The sequence below is a fragment of the Anaerolineales bacterium genome (genome assembly GCA_015075725.1).
Lineage (GTDB): Bacteria > Chloroflexota > Anaerolineae > Anaerolineales > Villigracilaceae > Villigracilis.
In genome coordinates, this window is sequence record JABTTV010000001.1 from 1,917,490 (window position 1) to 1,935,732 (window position 18,243).

The 18,243-nt window shown below is 52.9% G+C and carries 18 protein-coding genes; 8 read left to right on the forward strand and 10 right to left on the reverse strand.

Annotated elements, in window-relative coordinates:
• Positions 1-9: 9 nt before the first annotated feature.
• Entirely contained in the window at positions 10-1,503 is a 1,494-nt protein-coding gene (locus tag HS100_09240; GenBank protein ID MBE7434092.1) for a glycosyltransferase family 39 protein, read from the reverse strand.
• 263 nt (positions 1,504-1,766) lie between these two features.
• On the opposite strand from HS100_09240, the gene HS100_09245 reads away from it, so the two are divergent.
• On the forward strand, positions 1,767-2,102 hold the full coding sequence (locus tag HS100_09245; GenBank protein ID MBE7434093.1) for a translation initiation factor: 336 nt from the start codon (positions 1,767-1,769) through the stop codon (positions 2,100-2,102).
• On the opposite strand, the gene HS100_09250 is transcribed toward HS100_09245, so the two are convergent.
• The 9 genes from HS100_09250 to mscL form a co-directional block, all read right to left on the reverse strand.
• Positions 2,083-2,973: a GGDEF domain-containing protein gene (locus HS100_09250; protein MBE7434094.1), complete on the reverse strand. Its 891-nt coding sequence runs from the start codon at positions 2,971-2,973 to the stop codon at positions 2,083-2,085. The genes HS100_09245 and HS100_09250 overlap by 20 nt on opposite strands.
• A 167-nt stretch (positions 2,974-3,140) precedes the next feature.
• Entirely contained in the window at positions 3,141-4,319 is a 1,179-nt protein-coding gene (locus HS100_09255; GenBank protein MBE7434095.1) for a pyridoxal phosphate-dependent aminotransferase, read from the reverse strand.
• 10 nt (positions 4,320-4,329) lie between these two features.
• Positions 4,330-4,539, reverse strand: coding sequence for a hypothetical protein (locus tag HS100_09260; protein MBE7434096.1), 210 nt, complete (start codon positions 4,537-4,539; stop codon positions 4,330-4,332).
• An 8-nt stretch (positions 4,540-4,547) separates the two neighbouring features.
• Entirely contained in the window at positions 4,548-5,579 is a 1,032-nt protein-coding gene (locus HS100_09265) for a nucleotidyltransferase (protein MBE7434097.1), read from the reverse strand.
• A 104-nt stretch (positions 5,580-5,683) separates the two neighbouring features.
• Positions 5,684-6,136, reverse strand: a complete 453-nt coding sequence (locus HS100_09270; protein MBE7434098.1) for an NUDIX domain-containing protein — start codon at positions 6,134-6,136, stop codon at positions 5,684-5,686.
• Entirely contained in the window at positions 6,136-7,119 is a 984-nt protein-coding gene (locus HS100_09275; protein MBE7434099.1) for an aldo/keto reductase, read from the reverse strand. Before HS100_09275 ends, HS100_09270 begins: the two co-directional genes overlap by 1 nt.
• An 86-nt stretch (positions 7,120-7,205) precedes the next feature.
• Positions 7,206-7,784 (reverse strand): transposase, encoded by a 579-nt coding sequence (locus HS100_09280; GenBank protein MBE7434100.1) that lies wholly within the window; start codon positions 7,782-7,784, stop codon positions 7,206-7,208.
• Between the two features lie 59 nt (positions 7,785-7,843).
• Entirely contained in the window at positions 7,844-10,018 is a 2,175-nt protein-coding gene (locus tag HS100_09285) for a UvrD-helicase domain-containing protein (protein MBE7434101.1), read from the reverse strand.
• A gap of 126 nt (positions 10,019-10,144) precedes the next feature.
• Positions 10,145-10,528, reverse strand: coding sequence for a large conductance mechanosensitive channel protein MscL (gene mscL, locus HS100_09290; GenBank protein MBE7434102.1), 384 nt, complete (start codon positions 10,526-10,528; stop codon positions 10,145-10,147).
• Positions 10,529-10,974: 446 nt separating this feature from the next.
• Here mscL and HS100_09295 point away from each other — a divergent pair, with 446 nt between their 5' ends.
• The 7 genes from HS100_09295 to HS100_09325 all read left to right on the forward strand — a co-directional run bounded on the left by HS100_09295 (position 10,975) and on the right by HS100_09325 (position 18,205).
• Positions 10,975-12,921 (forward strand): peptide ABC transporter substrate-binding protein, encoded by a 1,947-nt coding sequence (locus HS100_09295; GenBank protein MBE7434103.1) that lies wholly within the window; start codon positions 10,975-10,977, stop codon positions 12,919-12,921.
• Between the two features lie 128 nt (positions 12,922-13,049).
• Entirely contained in the window at positions 13,050-14,177 is a 1,128-nt protein-coding gene (locus HS100_09300) for an ABC transporter permease (GenBank protein MBE7434104.1), read from the forward strand.
• Between the two features lie 25 nt (positions 14,178-14,202).
• A complete protein-coding gene (locus HS100_09305) occupies positions 14,203-15,123 on the forward strand; it encodes an ABC transporter permease (GenBank protein MBE7434105.1) in 921 nt (306 codons plus the stop codon).
• An 18-nt stretch (positions 15,124-15,141) separates the two neighbouring features.
• Positions 15,142-15,573 carry a hypothetical protein gene (locus HS100_09310; protein MBE7434106.1) on the forward strand — a complete coding sequence of 144 codons (432 nt, stop codon included), beginning with the start codon at positions 15,142-15,144 and terminating at the stop codon, positions 15,571-15,573.
• A gap of 61 nt (positions 15,574-15,634) precedes the next feature.
• Positions 15,635-16,141, forward strand: coding sequence for a hypothetical protein (locus HS100_09315; protein ID MBE7434107.1), 507 nt, complete (start codon positions 15,635-15,637; stop codon positions 16,139-16,141).
• Positions 16,142-16,162: 21 nt separating this feature from the next.
• Positions 16,163-17,200, forward strand: a complete 1,038-nt coding sequence (locus tag HS100_09320; GenBank protein ID MBE7434108.1) for an ABC transporter ATP-binding protein — start codon at positions 16,163-16,165, stop codon at positions 17,198-17,200.
• A 24-nt stretch (positions 17,201-17,224) separates the two neighbouring features.
• On the forward strand, positions 17,225-18,205 hold the full coding sequence (locus HS100_09325) for a dipeptide ABC transporter ATP-binding protein (protein MBE7434109.1): 981 nt from the start codon (positions 17,225-17,227) through the stop codon (positions 18,203-18,205).
• The last annotated feature ends 38 nt before the right edge of the window (positions 18,206-18,243 follow it).

Sequence of the window (18,243 nt, forward strand, 5' to 3'; positions counted from 1 at the left end):
CCAAGATATTCATTGAAATCTTAGCATCCCATCCCACATGTCTGCCCAGGGTTTGCGCAAGCCTTGGCAAAAGTAAATATCCCTGAGTTCGGCTTCTTCATTATTTACACCGTAACTGTTGCTGACCGCGCCTACCAGTTGACAGGAGTTGAAATATGAGCTTGCACTGTTATCTGGATAGCCAACCACGATAAGCACATCGATGTTTTCAGAGGGCGGGCCTTTCATCCAGAACGAGTTGACAGGACTGATGACTTGCGGAAGGTTATATTCCGGACCGTAAAGGTCGAGCGCGCCTGCCTCGCCATAGTTCCCAGCCAGGATTCCTGCTCGTGCTTTTTCCTCTCTTGGCAGGGATTGGTACACATCCGCGACGGCTTCGGTCATTTCACGCCAGCCGATCTGCTCGGCAAAGTCATCGTGGACTTCGCGATTGATATTCCACACGGCTGAGTTGACGGGCGCGATGGGCAGTCCTAACGCCGCAACGAAGATAAAGCCCAAAAGAAGCGCAGACCAGCCCAGGGTCCGGTAGAGAAGCGCGGTTTTGGGGTTGAGAGTCCCCAGCCAGCGGTCGAATACGAACATTCCAGCCGCGACCAACACTACATACGATGGGGCTGGGTAGTAACCTCGTCCCTGCATGATGAGAAAGGTCAGGACGGGGAAGAGGTACATGAAGCCGATCATCTTGTATTTCGATTCGCGGAAGCAGAACAGCAAGCCTGCGATCCAAAACGGCAGCATGAACGGATTCGCCATCAGCAATTGCTCGGGCAGGTACCCGTCGGCGCGACCGATGCGAACATCGCGCTCGTGTATGGCGGCTTGATAATTTAACGATATGAAATCATGTTGAATTTGCCAGAGAAGATTGGGCAGGAAGATAAGGAGGGCGAGTCCTGCTCCGAGCCAAAGCCATCTCGATTTGAGGTATTTGCGCGCCGGGGTGATCAATGTTGATAGCACCAATGCGATGACGTACACGCCCATGGTGTAACGAGTCATCATGCCCAGACCGATGACCAAGCCGATGGCAAGCCACCAACGCGCGTCGTCTGTGTTGAGGAGGCGGATGATGAAATAAGAAAGCAGCACAACCCAGAGAAAATCGAAGGCGACATATTGAAACAATGCGCCTTGAATGATCGAAAGCACATTGATACCTGCGCCCAGGGCGGCAAGGATCTGAACCCGGCGCGAACCGCCGAATTCCTTTGCCATCAGACCGGCAATGACCATGACGATGGCCTGTGACAGCGCGGAAAAGACTCGAAACCCGACGGTTGTCGCGCCAAAGAGGTTTAATTCAATACTGCCGAGAAACGGGGCAAGCGGCGGGTAGGATACGAATCCCCAGGCGAGGTTGCGCGCGGCATGCAATGTGGCAAGTTCGTCACGATGAAATCCGTAGTTATGGTTTGTGAGCAGATGCAGGGTGAATTTTGCAGCCGCAAGCAGGATGAGAATGAAGAGATCGGATTTGAAAAACGATTTGTTCATGGTTCCCTCGAAAAAGCAACCAATGGCCGTTCCACGCGGGCGGCTATCGATTGTTTTTACTTTTCATTATGCGGTGATTTTTGATTTTTGTGCGTTACAAAAATTCCGACGAACAGAGTAATCATGCCAAAAAAGTCTTATTCCCGTGTGGGTCATAAACCCGTGGGTAAAGCGTGTTCATCGAGCGGATGGAGTTGTTGGGGAGTATGGATGACCGTAAAGTAAGGCAAGCGCAAGGGCATCCCTGGATTTATAATTTCACTATGTCGAATAAAAATCGCACGGTTTGGTCTTCCGAAGATGGAGACCTTCGTAAGAGGAATCGCGCCGTAAGCCATGCCCGATCAATTCCGCCGCAACAACAGACCGCCTACCTGCATCGCGAGTCAGGCGGGCGTGGTGGGAAGGTTGTGTCTGTAGTGAAAAACCTTATCCTCACGGAAGAGGACATGAAATCCCTTGCCAAGAAGCTCAAGCAGGAATGCGGCACCGGCGGGACGGTGAAGGAAGGCATGATCGAAATTCAGGGAGAACACCGTCAGCGCATGGCGGAGGTTTTGATGAAACTGGGGTACAAGGTCAAGATCGCGGGCGGGTAGGCGGAGCTGTTCGTTCGTCACTATTACCTGTTTTCTCCCAGTAGGTCTCGTAGCGGACATTATCCTTGCCGTTGTTCTTTACCCAATACATCAGCTTGTCTGCAAGGTTCAATGCCTGGTCCGCGGAAAGTTGCGGGGCATGTAATGTGAGAATGCCAATGCTAAAGGTAATGGGGCAATTCCTTGCCTTCATTTCTGAGGTCAATTTATTCCGCAAATTGGATATGGCGACCTTTGCTTCACTCTCATTTGTTTCAGGCAGGAGGATACTGAATTCATCACCGCCTACGCGTGCAACGAAGTCTGTTTTCCGCAGGGTGTTCTTCATGGTGTCCGCTATCGTAGCAAGGATTCCATCTCCAAAGACATGGCCGAATGTGTCGTTGATGATCTTGAAATTGTCGGTGTCCAGGAATACCACCGTGAAGGTAAGGTTGTACCTGGCGGAACGGTTGATCTCCATCTCCAAAACCTCATGAAAATATCGATGGTTATATGCGCCGGTCAGGAAGTCAGTGCGTGCGTGTAAGCGTTCCCGTTCAAGGCTTTTCAACAGCAGGGCTGGCAGTAAAAAGAATCCAAGACGGATGACCGCATTCCATAAATGGAGCAGAAGATTCTCCCCTCTCGGATGCGAAATGACCTCAATATAGAGCCAGATGACCGTGCTCAAAAGGGACATCAAAATACCGTAGTTGTTTCCTAAGCCCAGGGAGGCTACGGCGATCGGTAACAGGTAGAAGAGAGAAAAGGAAAGTTCGGTGCCGGTTGTGTAATCCAGAATGCCGACAGACACGAGGAGGAGAAAACTCAAGCCGAACCAAATCGGACGGTTGGTAGTTTCAAACACCTTTCGGGTAATGAACTTCATGGCTTAAAGTATATGCTTTCTTAGAGAGGGATTTCAAACAAAACCATAATTAATTCTTATGTCGGTCGGCTATGCAAAAAAGTGTTGGTTTCGACCGATCCCCCAACAGTTCCCCCAAGACAAACACACCCTCGAATTTATTTCGAGGGTGTGTCATACGAAAAAGGTCACCCGTACCTGCTCATGAACTTTTCCATGCGGCGAAGGGCTTCTTCGATTTTTTCATACGAAGTGGCGTAACACATCCGCACGAAGCCATCGCCGCCCGGTCCAAAGGCATTGCCAGGCACGACCGCCACAGATTCTTCACGCAGCAGTTTTTCGGCGAAGGTTTCGTCGTCCATGCCGGAGGCCTGGATGTTGGGAAAGGCATAGAAGGCACCCTTCGGTTCAAAGGTCGACAGACCGAGGCGGTTCAATCCTTTGACCAGCAAACGGCGGCGACGGTCGTATTCATCGATCATTTCCTTCACATAGGGCTCGCCCGTCTTCAAGGCTTCGATGGCGGCATCCTGCGCGGTGGTCGGCGCGGACATGATGGAGTATTGATGGATGCGCACGAGGCCTTTGATGATGTCCGAAGGACCGCAGGCATAGCCGATGCGCCAACCCGTCATCGCATAACCCTTTGAGAAGCCGCCGAGTAAAACCGTGCGCTCTCTCAGGCTGTCGCTCAAGGCAGGGAAGCAGACATGCTCGAAGTCATAGACGAGACGGTCATAGATCTCATCCGATACGACGAGCAGGTCGTGCTCCTCCGCAATGCGGCCGATCTCGAGCATAACATCGCGCGGCGCAACCGCGCCGGTGGGGTTCGATGGATAACCGACAAAGATGACCTTTGTGTGCGGCGTGATGGCTTTGCGGATGTCATCGGGGTCAACGGTAAAATTATTTTCAAGCCTGGCGGGAATTTCGACCGGAACACCGCCCGCCAAAATGACCTCGGCTTGATAGGAAACAAAACACGGTGTGGGGACGATGACCTCGTCGCCGGGTTCGAGGATGGCGGTGAACGTGAGATACAACGCCTCTGAAACCCCGACGGTCGCGATGATCTCGTGGGTTGGATCGTATTTCACGTTGTACAGTTTTTTCAAATTATCCGAGATCCCCTGGCGTAGTTCCATTTTGCCCGAGTTCGACGTGTAATGCGTCTCGCCGTTCTGAAGCGAACGAATGCCCGCCTCGAGGATAGGTTTCGGCGTGGTGAAATCCGGTTCGCCGATGCCGAGCGAGATCACATCCTTCATCGTTGCCGCAATATCGAAAAATTTTCGAATGCCGCTGGGCTTCAGTCCAGCCACACGCTTCGAGAGTCTTTGTACTGCGCCGATTTCCTGCATTAAGCCTCCTTTATATGGGTCGGACGTGCCAGTCGTCTGAGATCTCCTGGTACGTCAATTCAAACGCCAGACCGTCCACGGTCTTGACGCAAAAGCCTTTTTCGCCGGGACCGCGCCAGCGGGAGAAAATCTCCGCGATCTCATGGCGCTGCCCCTGCCAAATCAACGAAAGCGGACGCTCCGCATATTCTGTATCAGACCTGCACTCCACAGCTTCCATATGCGGTCTCACAACTCGACTGAACTCGTATCCCCTACGTTTAATTTCATGACGTGACCATCGCCTCGTCCCTTAACTTTGGCCTGCCTGCCGATCAGGGAGCGTTTCAACGCCGCATCCCTTATCTCGCAATCCGCTTCGATGATGGAATCTGAAACCTGGGCATTCTCGATTCTGCAATTCGCGCCGATCGAAGCGAACGGACCGATCTTTGAGTTGCTGATCTTGGCGCTGGCATGAATTGCAACCGGCTCGACGATCTCAACATTCGACTCTCCAAACTTGCCAACCTGCGAACCAAGCTTCTCCAGCAAAATCTTGTTTGTATCCAGCGTCGCATCGATGGTGCCCGTATCCAGCCAGGTGTTGATCTTCTGGGTGCGGACCTTTGCACCGCCTTCGATTAAGATCGAGATGGCATCGGTCAGGAAATACTCGTTCTTCAGCATCACGCCGCGCTTCATCTGGTCGTCGATGGCAGAGAGCAGGCGCTCGGCGCTTTTAAAGTAATAACACCCAACCACCACCACCAGGTTATTGTCCAGGCTTTGCGGCTTTTCAATGAAGCGCTTCACCCAGCCGTCTGCACCTTCTTCCGCCACCCCAAAGCGGCGCGGGTCTTCCACCGGCATTACCCAGGCGACGCCATCTGCTTCCTCCTTGTTAAGGAAGGAGAAATCCGTCTCCATGAGCGTGTCTGAAAAACACATGATCATGGGTCCCGTCAGATGCTCTCGTGAAAGCCACAGCGCATGCGACTGTCCCTTCATTTCATGCTGGACGATATAATGCGCTTTGAGATTCGGATAATTCTCCTTAATAAAAGCGGGGACTTGCAACTCGCCGAGATACGGTCCGACGATGAAAACAAACTCGGCATTGTCTGGATCTGGCAAAGTTTTGAACATATCCAACACATGCTCGAGCGAGGTCTTTCCAGCCACGCTGATCAGTGGTTTTGGCTTGCTCCAGGTGTGCGGGCGCATACGAGTTCCCCAGCCTGCCATGGGGATGACGATCTTGATTGTTTTATGAGTCATGATTGCGGGTATCCATTGGAGGATGGTATTTCTTATTATACCGTCTGGGATTTTCCAGAACACCCTCTCCTCCTACCAAAAATATTAACCCGCCTGAACACTTCCTACCACTCTCCAACGTTCGAACTGATGCTACCATTGCCATACTTTGTCAAAAGATTTCGATGCAGGTAATACATGTTATCTGGCAGTTCATCTATGGGGAAGGCTCGTATCTCTGCTATCTCGGCATCCGACTTGCCAACGAACTTGAAATCCCTGCAAACAAACACCGCTGTGTGATCGGTCTTCCATTGAACATAACTGGTGAACACACCCACAAGTGAGATTTTGCCCAACTCTGCGCCGGTCTCTTCACGGGCTTCACGCCGGGCCGCCTGATCCAGCGTCTCCCATTTTTTGAGTCCGCCGCCGGGCAGGAACCACCCGGGTAAATAGGTATGACGTACCAACCATGCCTTATCGCCTTCGATCATCGCCACCCGCACTCCCATGCGGATGGGACGAAAAATGAAGCAATAGATTTTAAATCCAAGATATAAAAAGCGATAGAACATTAAGAGTGTCCTAGCACTGGATGTGGTTGATAAAACTCCTCAAGGCGTTTGACTTCCTCATCGGATAGTTTGATATCCAATGCCGCAATGGCTTCATCCAATTGCGCCTCCTTGCTGGACCCGATAATGGGTGCGGCGATATAAGCCTTGGACAACACCCAAGCCAACGCGATCTGTGACCCGCTCACGCCGTGTTCTCTGGCGATCTCCTGCACACGTTCCGCCACCTTGAAATCCTCCTCGCGGAAGTAAAGTTGATTCGCAAATGGGTCATTTTGCGAGCGAGCTGTTCCCCCTCCTCCGCCGCGCTTGCGGTCACCGGCAAAGAATCCGCGTGCCATCGGGCTCCACGGAATCAATCCCACACCTGAGTCAATGCATAACGGAATCATCTCCCGCTCTTCCTCACGGTAAACGAGGTTGTAGTGATTCTGCATCGAGACGAACTTCGTCCAGCCGTTCATCTCTGCCACATGCTGCGCCTTCATGAACTGCCACGCAAACATGGAAGAAGCTCCGATATATCTCGCCTTCCCCGCGCGGACGACATCACTCAAGGCTTCCATCGTCTCTTCAATGGGGGTGTTGTAGTCCCAGCGGTGGATCTGGTACAAGTCCACGTAATCCATTTGCAGGCGCTTGAGCGAGTTATCAATGGCGTCCATGATGTGCTTACGTGAGAGTCCACGGTCGTTGATGTCGTCACTTAACTGTCCATGCACTTTGGTGGCAATGACGAGGTTCTGCCGCTTTACCCCAAAGTGACGCAGGACATTGCCCGTGATGCGTTCGCTCTCTCCCAACGAATACACATCGGCTGTATCAAAAAAGTTGATACCTGCATCCAGCGCCTTCTTTACGAAAGGCTTTGTTTGCTCTTCATCTAATACCCAATCGCGCCATGTCTTCGAGCCATAGGTCATCATGCCGAGGCACAGACGTGATACTTTTAATCCAGTTTTGCCGAGGTTTACGTATTGCATGGGGTTCTCCTTGTTGCGCCGTCCCCGGCGAAAGCATGTTGAGTGATCCATCGCGCCGAGGACGGCGCTTTGAGCGTTGAATACTCTTATGCTCCCTCCGCCGTCCTCGGCGGAGGTGTCGAAGCCAACCACTCGTTTATATCAGTAATTTCAATGATTGGTTTTCGCCGATAATCATAATACCCCGCGCTTGAATAGGCATAATCCGCTCTATTTGCTGCCAATTTCCAATCTTTTGCAACGGGATTCTGGTGAATGTATTCCATTTTCTGTTCCAGAACCGCTGTTGAAAAAATGTTTTTTGCTTGAATATCCTGCCAGATACTATGTTTGTGACGTGGGTCGCGCTTTTCTTGTATAAAAATTTTTAGCCAGTCAGTTCTTTCATCTTCGCGTACCTTCTTGAGAATTTCATGTGCAGTAAATGACCCAAATTGTTGAATTATTTCACCAATACTTTGTTGTTCTGGCTTGATGAGCAAATGCACATGGGTTGGCATGATTACGAATGCAAAGAGTAGTAACCTTTTCTGTTCCTGCATCCATGAAAGCGAGTTCAGGACGATTTCGGTGTATTTTGGATATTTGAACAATGGAATCCATTCAACAACGGAGGCGGTAACAAAATAAAGATGCGTTGCGTCGTGAATGGAGTTGAAAGTCATAAATGGAATATGTGCTGTAATCCACCGCGCCGGGGACGGCGCTTTGAGCGAGGAGAGAATTATATGATTTTTAGGTTTGCAAGGCTCGCCGCTAGTCTCTTAATACCAACCGACTCAAAGACCACGTCAATGATCTCGTCGCCGTCTTGCATTCTGGAATCAAGGACAATGCCGTCACCCCACATGGCGTGGCGGACACGAGTCCCGGCTTTGTATAAGGCTTGAGTGACAGGAGCAGATGTCGGCGGGGTGGGAAGCGACCATTTGATGTCGGAGGGAGCGCCGCGCATCGAACGTCCAGTGCGTGTGCGGCCCACGATCAGATCTGAAGGCACGTCATCCATGAAACGCGAGGGGAAGGTTTCTTCCGCCATGCCGCGCCCGCCGCGTTGAATGGCGCGCAGGAGATAGAGGCGATCTTTGGCGCGCGTGATGCCGACGTAAAAGAGGCGGCGTTCTTCTTCCATTTGTTCCACTTCGTCGAAGGAACGGCTGTGCGGAATGATGCCATCGTCAAGACCGACGATGAAGACGGCTTTGTATTCAAGACCCTTGGCGGCGTGAAGGGTGAGCAGGGTGGGGGCGTTGGCGTCGGTGAGGGTGTCCTGGTCGGCGATGAGCGCCACGTTTTCAAGGAAGTCATCGATGGTGCGGGTGTCGTATTCGAGCGCGAGACGCTTGAGTTCTTGCACGTTCTCCCAACGGTCGGCACTTTCTTCTGAATCATCTTCGACGATGTATTCTTTGTAATTGATGTCGCGCACGATGCGGTCAAAGAGTTCGGCAACGGTAGCGGTTTTGGAAAGCGAGTGCCAGTTGGCTAACATGCCGCCGAAATCTGCAAGCGGTAAAGCAGCCCGACCCGTAAAGGATTTATAGAAATTCGACTCGGCGCCGTGGGCAAGGTTGAGCAAAACAAATCCGGCGTTGGTGTCGTTCTGTCTTGCTACTAAATGTAAGGTGGTGAGAGTCTTGTCACCGATGCCGCGCGGCGGGACGTTGATGACGCGGCTGAGGGCGGCTTCGTCGGCGGGGTTGTGGGCGAGGCGAATGAAGGCGATGACGTCCTTCACTTCACGGCGACCATAAAAGCGTTGCGCACCAACCAATTTATAAGGAAGGCGAGCCTGCAAGAAGGCTTCTTCGATCAGGCGGGACATGGCGTTGGTGCGATACATCACAGCACAATCTTTCGGTTCGAACTCACCCGAAGCGACCAGTTGCGCGATGGTGTCCACGACGAAGGAAGCCTCGCCGTAATCATCACGCGCTTCGTAGAAGAAAATCTTCTCGCCCGCGCCGCGGTCACTGAACAGGCGTTTCTTTCTGCGGTTCTTGGCGCGGTCGATCACGCCCATGGCTACGTCGAGGATGTTTTGATGCGAGCGATAATTCTGCTCCAGCAGAATTACCTGCGCGGTGGGGTAATCCTGCTCAAAGCGGCGGATGTTGCGATAGTCCGCGCCGCGCCAGGCGTAGATCGATTGATCGGGATCGCCCACGCAAAAAATATTGTTATGATATGAAGCGAGATGCTTCACTAACGCATACTGCGCGAGGTTGGTATCTTGGAACTCGTCCACCAATACATGCCGAAAACGCTGGGCATATTTCTCGCGCACGGTTGGGTTATTCTCTAGTAACTGAGTCGCATAAACCAAGATATCGTCAAAGTCCACGGCGTTGCTGGCGATGAGGCGTTTTTGATATTCGGTGTAGACGCGCTTCACCACTTCATCACGGTACGTATTGATGGGGTAATCATCCGGCAGGATCAACTCGTTCTTGGCGCGTGAGATCGAAGCATGCACGCTGTTGGCGCGGTACAACTTCTCATTTAAATTCATATCGCGGATGATGGCTTTGACAAGGCTTTGCTGATCGTCCGAATCAAAAATAACAAAGTTCGATTCAATAGGCAGGTGTTCGGCTTCGCGCCGCAGAATTCGCGCGCATATCGAATGGAACGTGCCGAGCATCATGCCTTCGGTCGCCTGTTCATTCAATAACGACTTGACGCGAGTCTCCATCTCCTTGGCAGCTTTGTTCGTAAAAGTTACGGCGAGAATCTGCCACGGGCGGACGCCTTCATTGGCGATGAGATAGGCGATACGTTGAGTCAGCACCCGCGTCTTACCAGACCCGGGACCTGCAACGATCATCACGGGCCCATCCGCCGCTGTGACCGCGCTGCGCTGCTGCGGGTTGAGTTTGTTGATGAAATCCAGATTCATGGTTTGGACATTATAAATGGTAAGGCGAGGACCATTGTCCTCGCCGTGGAAACAGAATGTAGGGCGGGTTTGCAACCCGCCATATGATTTTAAGCAAGTTGTCACGCTGAAAGCGTGACAACTACATTAAGCCTTCAATTCAGACGTGCAATTCGGGCATCGGGTGGCTTTGATGGAGATGGTGCTGATGCAGTGCGGGCATTCTTTGGTGGTGGGGTCGGCGGGAGGTGGCGCCTTCTTCAATTTATTCGCAGATCTGACAATGAGGAAGATTATGAAGGCTATGATGAGGAAGTCGATGATGGATTGAATGAACGCCCCGTATTTGACAACTTCCGCAATCGTCAGGTTGCTGAAGTCGATTTTTCCGAGGATCAATCCGACGACCGGCATCAGAATGTCGTTGACCAGCGAACCGACGATCTTCCCAAACGCCGCGCCGATGATGACGCCCACGGCGAGATCGAGCACATTTCCCCGCATCACGAACTCTCTGAATTCCTTGAACATGGAGGATCTCCTTGGATGAATGGTGATGAGACAAAATAAATTGTATGGCAGGGAAGTGGGAATGTCAACGCGGAGAGAAGCGGCTTGAGAGGAATAAAAAGCCAACGGGACCAGGCAGGTTGTTGCAGGCGTGAGGCGCTCCCCTTTTCCTCAGCAAATTGGGGAGAGGTTGTCCGAAAAATAATTACCCAATCCTCCAGTAGGGTATCCGACGATACTTGTGGATGGTTTCATCTAAAAAATCTGACTATACAGGGCGATTCCCGGATGCCCCCGTTGACGCGCCTAAAGAATTAGGTATAATGCTATTTGCTTGATATCGGTTCGCAAATGCCTTTTATCTGATAAAAATAGAAGGAGGTGGTGCGGCAGGCGGTCATGTGTTTGAAGTTTGTGTTGAATGTGAAAGTTAAACCCCAAAATTTTCTTCTTGGAGGAGAAAACAAATGTTACGTAACCGATTGTTTGCTTTGCTCGGTTTGCTTGTGATTGCCAGCATGGCTCTTGCGGCTTGCGGCGCTCCCGCTGCACCTGAAGAAGGTCCCGCTGCCACTGAGGCGGCGCCCGAAGCCACCGAAGCGGCTCCCGCTGAACCCAAGGTGATGGTTGCATGTCTGGCTCAAGAGCCTTCCACGTTGTACTTGTACAGCGAGTCCGCTCTCGTCAAATCCTTCGTCCTCGATGCGATCTATGATGGTTATGCAGGTCCCCTGGGTGGATATGATGCCCGAACCTACGACTATCAATCCGTCTACTATAACCTTTCCACCTTCGACGACACCGCTGAACAGAACACCATCGAGGTTGGAGTCGGCGATGTGGTTTACGATCCCGCCCAGGATGCGGCTGTGCCCCTTGAAGCGGGCATGACCATCTCCATGAACCAGGCAGAAGGCGACCCCGTCGAGGTGACCGTTGAAGAGGGCCAAAAGTACCCGATCGTCCAGATCGTTACCGTCTTCACTCTTGCCGATGGCATGACCTGGGAAGACGGCACCCCGGTGACCACCGCCGATGTGCAGTTCTCCTATGATGTCGGCGCTTCGCCCGACACCCCCAGCGTCAAGTACTTCTACACCACCCAAACCCAGAAGATCGAGATCGTGGATGACTCGACCTACAAGTACTACTTCATGCCGGGCTACACCAGCGGCACATACTTTGTTGATGGTATGATCCATCCATTACCGGCTCACGTATACGGTGAAGGTGGATCCAATCCGTTGACCCCCGCTGAAATGCTCGCCGACGAGAGCGTGAACCGCGCCCCGCTCGCTTTTGGTCCGTTCAAGATGGTCGAATGGGTCGCTGGTGATCACCTCACCGTTGAGAAGAACCCCACGTACTGGCGTGCCGGCGAAGGCTTGCCCAAGCTCGACACCCTCATCTACCGCTTCATACCTGATACCAACCAGCTCATCGCCCAGTTGGCTTCTGGTGAATGTGATTTCGGTACTCAGGATGCCGCGTTCGAAGGCTCCCTGCCCCTCATCCGCCAATTCGAAGCCGAAGGTTTGATGGTGCCTCAGGTTGTGGCTGGTACGGTGTTCGAACACCTCGATTTCAATACCAAACCGGTTGAATCCTATACCGGCGCTGCCGCCACTCTTAAGGCTTCCGACGGTTCCCTCCTGTTCCAGAACGTTGATTTCCGCCACGCGATCGCCTATTGTATCGACCGCCAGGCTGTTGTGGACGCCGCGACCAACGGTGCGGCAGTTGTCCAGCATACTTACACCGCCTCGGATCACCCACTCTATGCCGGTGACGACAACATCACCGTTTACGAGTTTGATCCTGAAAAAGGCAAAGAATTGCTTGCCGGACTCGGTTGGACCGACTCCGATGGCGATGGCATTCTCGATAGCGGCGGTCAAAAACTGTCCTTCATTCACAGCACCCGCGTCAATCCGCTGCGCGAGAAGGTCACCCAGATCGTCCAGGCTCAGTTGAAGGATAACTGCGGCATCGAGACCAAGATCGAAACCTATGGCTCCGAGTACTTTGGTGATGGTCCGGATGGCTTGGTCTTCGGCCGCCAGTATGACTTGGGCGAGTTCGCCTGGTTGACCGGCGTCGAGCCGCCATGCACCCTCTATATCTCTTCACAGGTGCCCAGCGCTGAACTTGGCTGGGGCAACAGCAACAACACCGGCTTCGAGAACGCTGACTTCGACGCCGCGTGCAATGCCGCCACCCAGGCTCTCGACGAAGCCACCAAGGCTGCCGAACATGCCAAAGCCCAGGCAGTGTTTACCGAATACCTGCCCAGCCTGCCTCTGTTTGCCCGCGCCAAGATCCTTGTGACCCGCCCGAACGTCGTGGGCGTGTTGATGGACCCGACCGCGAACAGCGAGTTCTGGAATGTCGAGAACTTCGACTTTGAGAACTAGGAACGACTAGTCGCTAAATTATGGAGGATGGTGGGGAACCACCATCCTCCATTCTGATTATATTAAAGCCATTATTATTATCATGTTTTGCAAGTACAATCCCCTTAATCCGGAAAGGGAGAACAGATATGACCAATTATCTGATTAGACGTTTTGTTCAAATGGGTCTTGTCGTTGTTGCCGCCTCGATGGCAATCTACTTTCTTCTTTGGCTGGCTCCAGGGGGACCGTTGGATGAATTGAAAATCGTGGGGGCGGGGGGACGCGCAAATCAGGGATTTACCGAAGAACAGATCCAGCGCATTTCCGAATATCTTGGCTTGCATCGTGGACCGATCTGGGGATACATTGCCTGGTTGACAGGTGAGGATTGGTTCGATAGCATCGGCAAACCTGAACTTCAGACATCCTCCTGCCGTTCCGTGGAAACGACGTGCAGTCGAGGCGTTTTACGCGGCGATTTTGGCGTTTCGTGGAATGTGGCGCGCGGTTCACCGGTGGCAGACGTGCTGTTGTCCCGCCTGCGGAACACATTGATTTTGATGACGTCTGCCACTATTATTTCCCTGCTGGTGGCTATTCCTATTGGGATTGTTTCAGCGGTCAAACAATATTCGCGGCTCGACTATTTTGTCACGACTTTTTCTTTTTTCGGGACAGCAATGCCAGTATTTTGGTTTGGCTTGATGATGATCATCTTGTTTGGGGGCAACCAATCGCCGTTATATAAGGCGTTCGGCTTCCCGTACCTCCCGACCGGGAATGTCACTCTCGTCCGCAATCCGCTGCCCGGAAGCCTCCTCGAACTGCTCAATGCGACTCCCGGTTCCTCGTTGGATATTGCCGTCCATGCGATTTTACCGACCATCGTCTTATCCCTGCTTTACATGGCTGGATGGAGCCGCTTCATGCGCACCGCCATGCTGGAGGTCCTGCGCCAGGATTATGTGCGCACCGCCCGCGCAAAAGGCTTGCGGGAACGCGTGGTCATTTTGAAACACGCCATGCGTAATGGTTTGATTCCATTGATCACCATTGTGGTTTTTCAAATTCCCGGCATATTTGGCGGTGCGACCATCACCGAGACGGTCTTCAACTGGCCCGGCATGGGTTTTCTGTACGTTCATGCGCTCGGGGCGACCGATTACCCTGTGGCGATGGCATTCCTTTTCATCAGCGCGGTGCTGGTCGTGATCGCATCCTTGATCGGCGACGTCTTATATACCATTGTAGACCCGCGAATTCGTCTCGAATAAATCCCTTCCCATTGGAGATACTTACATGGCGGTTGCTCAACTCGATTCAGAAACCCTCTCGACCATCAAGGAAGAGAGTTGGTTTGTCATTATAGGAAGGCGCTTCATCCGGCACAAATTGGCTGTGGTGGGCATGGTGTTCGTCCTGGTCTTTATCTTCGCGGCCATATTTGCCAATGTCCTCGCTCCCTACGACCCTTATAAGCAAAATCTGGCGCCCTCCTACTCAAACCCCTCGCCGGAACACATCCTGGGCACCGATGAACTCGGCAGGGATGTGTTCAGTCGCCTGTTATATGCTTCACGTATTTCACTTTTCGTGACCGTGTTGGTAAATTTCACAGGCGAGACCATCGGCGTTATCGTCGGGGCAACTTCCGGATATTTCGGCAAATGGGTGGATTCCCTCATCCAGCGCATTGTCGAATTCCTTCTCACTCTCCCCACCCTCCCGCTGCTTCTCTTCTTCTCCGCCATGCTGCGTGGAATTACGATTCCCGGTCTGCCGGATGAATGGTCCAAGGCGATCATTATTTCTCTTGTGTTGATCGCGTTTGGCTGGCTGACCGCCACGCGCCTCGTGCGTGGCATGGTATTGAGCCTGCGCGAACAGGATTTTGTGCAAGCCGCGCGGGCATTGGGTGCCAGCGACTGGAAGATCATCACCAAACACATGATTCCAAACTCACTCGCTCCGGTCATCGTCAACCTGACCCTTGGACTTGGTGGCGTCATTGTTTTGGAGGCGGCGCTTTCCTTTCTTGGCTTTGGGATCACCCCGCCGGTTCCCACCTGGGGGAATATGCTGCAAAACGTTCAGGAACGCATGTGGCAGCAGCCCTGGCTGGCGTTTTATCCCGGTTTGTGCATTTTCCTTACATCCCTGTCCTTTAACTACATTGGCGACGGCTTGCGCGACGCGCTCGACCCGCGCCTGAAACTTTAAATTCTGGAGAAGAGGAAAATGAAACGGTTACTTGCGGCATTAATTTTTGTGATGGTACTGGCGTTTACGTTATATGGTTGCTCAAGACCCGCGGAAGAAGCGGGCAAGACGGATGCTGAAATTGTCGCCGCCACCGCAACCACTCAAGCGCATCTCGACTCGCTTCCCGCCGATGTGCCCATTCATCCCCAGGCGGAGGAGTTAAAATTTGCCGCCTCCAATACCAGCATCACCTATGTGGTATTGGGCGATGTGGCCAAGATCTCAGATTACTACCGCTCAGACTTGGAAACCGAGGGGTGGACCAAGAGGGGAAACAGCCCCGAGAATCCCATCGGCGACGCGATCACCCTCCTGCGGGTCAAGCCGGATAAGAATATCTCTGTTACAATTCAGGGCATTCCCGAAAGCGACCGCGTCCGGGTTTTGATTACTCTCATCCTCAAGTAGTTAGGACAGGGCTTTTGTGAGCGGATCTTATCAGCAGAGCTCAGGAAGAACCGCTTCCGTCTTGAATTTTCTGATAACGATTTTCCTGGCGATTGTGGCATTTATCTACCTGAGCCTCACGGCGTATACAAAGGACGCCTTGTGGTTCTATCCGATCTTCGACTCTCAACCAGCCGTCGGGCTGGTGCGCTGTTATGGTGAGGAAGTTCCGCTTCAGGTAGGCTCTGAGGAATTGACCGCGATCACAGCCTTGGTGAATGAACAAATCTCCGGCGACAAGCGCTGGGATGAACTGAACCTTACCGATGAGACCTTCGAGTATTTCCAGACGAGCGACCAAATGATGCTCCTGGAACTGCGCTATGATGAACCTCAGCGCATCCACTCGTACAGTCCGTTCTTTTCAAACTTTGATACCCTGCTTATCCCGCTGGACGGACGTCATGCCGACAAGACCATCCTTTTCAGCCTGGTGCAGGGAAAACCCTCCGGCGGGTCCTTCCATTTGGAAACTTTTGCCCCGCTCCTGAGTTATATAGAAAATAACGACCTGTGCAAACGGAAATAAAATATCCTACCGACCAAGGAGATTTGGTTAACCGTGTCCGAGATCACTAAACCCCTTTTGGAAGTAAAGAACCTCAAGACATATTTCTACACTGAGGATGGCGTTGTCCGTGCTGTGGACGGCGTGGACTTCGAAGTCTACCCCGGCGAAGTGCTTGGCATCGTGGGTGAATCCGGGTGTGGCAAAAGCGTCACCTCTCTTTCCATCATGCGCCTGATCGGCATCCCCGGCAAGATCGTGGAGGGCGAAATCGTTTTCGACGGAAAAGACCTGGTCAAAGCCACGGAAGAGGAGATGATGCAAGTCCGCGGAAATCGCATCTCCATGATCTTTCAACAGCCGCAATCCGCCCTCAACCCTGTCTTCCGTGCCGGGGATCAAATCTCGGAAGTCCTGAACATTCACCAGGATTTCGGCAGGGAAGCCGGCCGTGAACGCGCAGTGGAACTGCTCAAATTGGTCGGCATCCCAGAGCCGGAACGGCGCGCCGATGCCTTCCCTCATGAACTTTCCGGGGGTATGTCGCAGCGCGTGATGATCGCCATGGCGCTTGCCTGCGTGCCCGACCTGCTGATCGCCGATGAACCAACCACTGCTCTGGATGTGACCATTCAGGCGCAGATCCTCGACCTCATGCGCGACATGAAGACCCAACTTGGCTCCGCCATGATGCTGATCACCCACGACCTCGGAGTGATCGCTGAGATGGCCAACCGTGTCGTGGTGATGTACGCAGGCGAGATCGTGGAACAATCCCCCGTGGCTTCCCTCTTCGATAAACCGCTTCATCCCTACACCCAGGGCTTGATCGGCTCGATACCCGTTCTGGGAGAGATCCGAGATCGTTTGGATGTCATCCCCGGCTCCGTCCCCAACCTGATCAATCTGCCGCAGGGATGCCGCTTCGCGCCGCGCTGCCGCGCCCGGGTGGAAAACAATCTCACCGTCTGCACCGACCAGCATCCCGCGCTCATTGACGTGGCAGAAGGTCACAAGGTTCGCTGCTGGTTATATCAAGATACCGAAGGGCACACCGCCCCAATGAAATCTGGAAAATAAAGGAATAAAGCACTCATGGATACGATGAACAAACAAGCACAACCAGACTTGTTGGTGGTGGATAAACTTGTCAAGTATTTCCCTGTGCGCTCGGGTCTGCTTCAACGGGTGACAGCCTGGGTCCAGGCTGTGGATAAGGTCAGTTTTGCCGTCAAGAGGGGCGAGACGCTTGGCATGGTCGGTGAGTCGGGATGCGGAAAAACAACCGTTGGACGAACCCTTTTGCGCTTGATCGAACCAACTGCCGGGGATGTGTACTTCGAAGGCAAGAATGTCTTGAAGATGGGCCAGCGCGAATTGAAACCCCTTCGGCGTGACATGCAGATCATCTTCCAGGATCCCTACGCCTCCCTGAACCCGCGCATGCCAATCGGCGAATCGGTGATGGAAGGCCTGCAGATACACAACATCGGGCGACCCAAGGAACGCTGGGAGATCGCCATCAACATGCTCAAGAAAGTGGGATTGGAGGAATATCATGCCAGGCGCTATCCGCATGAATTCTCCGGAGGGCAGCGACAGCGCATCGGCATAGCCCGCGCTCTTGCACTGAATCCCAAATTCATCGTCTGCGATGAGCCGGTTTCCGCGCTCGACGTTTCCATTCAGTCCCAGGTCTTGAACATTCTAAAAGACCTTCAATCCGAATTCGGGCTGACCTACCTCTTCATCGCCCATAACCTCAGCGTGGTCGAACATATATCGGACCGGGTGGCGGTAATGTACCTGGGCAAAATGGTCGAGTTGACGGACCGCGAATCCCTGTACCGCGAGCCGCTTCATCCATATACACAGGCGCTTCTCTCCGCGATCCCCATTCCCCACCCGAACGTGAAGCGCGATCGCACCATCCTCAAAGGCGATGTGCCGAGCCCGCTCAACCCGCCCAAGGGCTGCCGCTTCCATACCCGCTGCCCGATTGCGATCGACAAATGCTCGCAGGAGGAACCGGAGTTCAAGGAAATCAAACCGGGTCACTGGGTTGCATGTTGGAAAGCCGAATGAACTGCCAGAAACGAGACCGCGCGAGCGGTCTTGTTCTT

What these genes read in the sequence shown, in the direction of transcription:
- HS100_09245 (MBE7434093.1), top strand. Translation starts at nt 1,767, where the DNA reads ATGTCGAATAAAAATCGCACGGTTTGGTCTTCCGAAGATGGAGACCTT.
- HS100_09250 (MBE7434094.1), bottom strand. Translation starts at nt 2,973, where the DNA reads ATGAAGTTCATTACCCGAAAGGTGTTTGAAACTACCAACCGTCCGATT.
- HS100_09260 (MBE7434096.1), bottom strand. Translation starts at nt 4,539, where the DNA reads ATGGAAGCTGTGGAGTGCAGGTCTGATACAGAATATGCGGAGCGTCCG.
- HS100_09270 (MBE7434098.1), bottom strand. Translation starts at nt 6,136, where the DNA reads ATGTTCTATCGCTTTTTATATCTTGGATTTAAAATCTATTGCTTCATT.
- HS100_09265 (MBE7434097.1), bottom strand. Translation starts at nt 5,579, where the DNA reads ATGACTCATAAAACAATCAAGATCGTCATCCCCATGGCAGGCTGGGGA.
- HS100_09275 (MBE7434099.1), bottom strand. Translation starts at nt 7,119, where the DNA reads ATGCAATACGTAAACCTCGGCAAAACTGGATTAAAAGTATCACGTCTG.
- HS100_09280 (MBE7434100.1), bottom strand. Translation starts at nt 7,784, where the DNA reads ATGACTTTCAACTCCATTCACGACGCAACGCATCTTTATTTTGTTACC.
- HS100_09295 (MBE7434103.1), top strand. Translation starts at nt 10,975, where the DNA reads ATGTTACGTAACCGATTGTTTGCTTTGCTCGGTTTGCTTGTGATTGCC.
- HS100_09325 (MBE7434109.1), top strand. Translation starts at nt 17,225, where the DNA reads ATGAACAAACAAGCACAACCAGACTTGTTGGTGGTGGATAAACTTGTC.
- HS100_09300 (MBE7434104.1), top strand. Translation starts at nt 13,050, where the DNA reads ATGACCAATTATCTGATTAGACGTTTTGTTCAAATGGGTCTTGTCGTT.
- HS100_09255 (MBE7434095.1), bottom strand. Translation starts at nt 4,319, where the DNA reads ATGCAGGAAATCGGCGCAGTACAAAGACTCTCGAAGCGTGTGGCTGGA.
- mscL (MBE7434102.1), bottom strand. Translation starts at nt 10,528, where the DNA reads ATGTTCAAGGAATTCAGAGAGTTCGTGATGCGGGGAAATGTGCTCGAT.
- HS100_09240 (MBE7434092.1), bottom strand. Translation starts at nt 1,503, where the DNA reads ATGAACAAATCGTTTTTCAAATCCGATCTCTTCATTCTCATCCTGCTT.
- HS100_09310 (MBE7434106.1), top strand. Translation starts at nt 15,142, where the DNA reads ATGAAACGGTTACTTGCGGCATTAATTTTTGTGATGGTACTGGCGTTT.
- HS100_09305 (MBE7434105.1), top strand. Translation starts at nt 14,203, where the DNA reads ATGGCGGTTGCTCAACTCGATTCAGAAACCCTCTCGACCATCAAGGAA.
- HS100_09285 (MBE7434101.1), bottom strand. Translation starts at nt 10,018, where the DNA reads ATGAATCTGGATTTCATCAACAAACTCAACCCGCAGCAGCGCAGCGCG.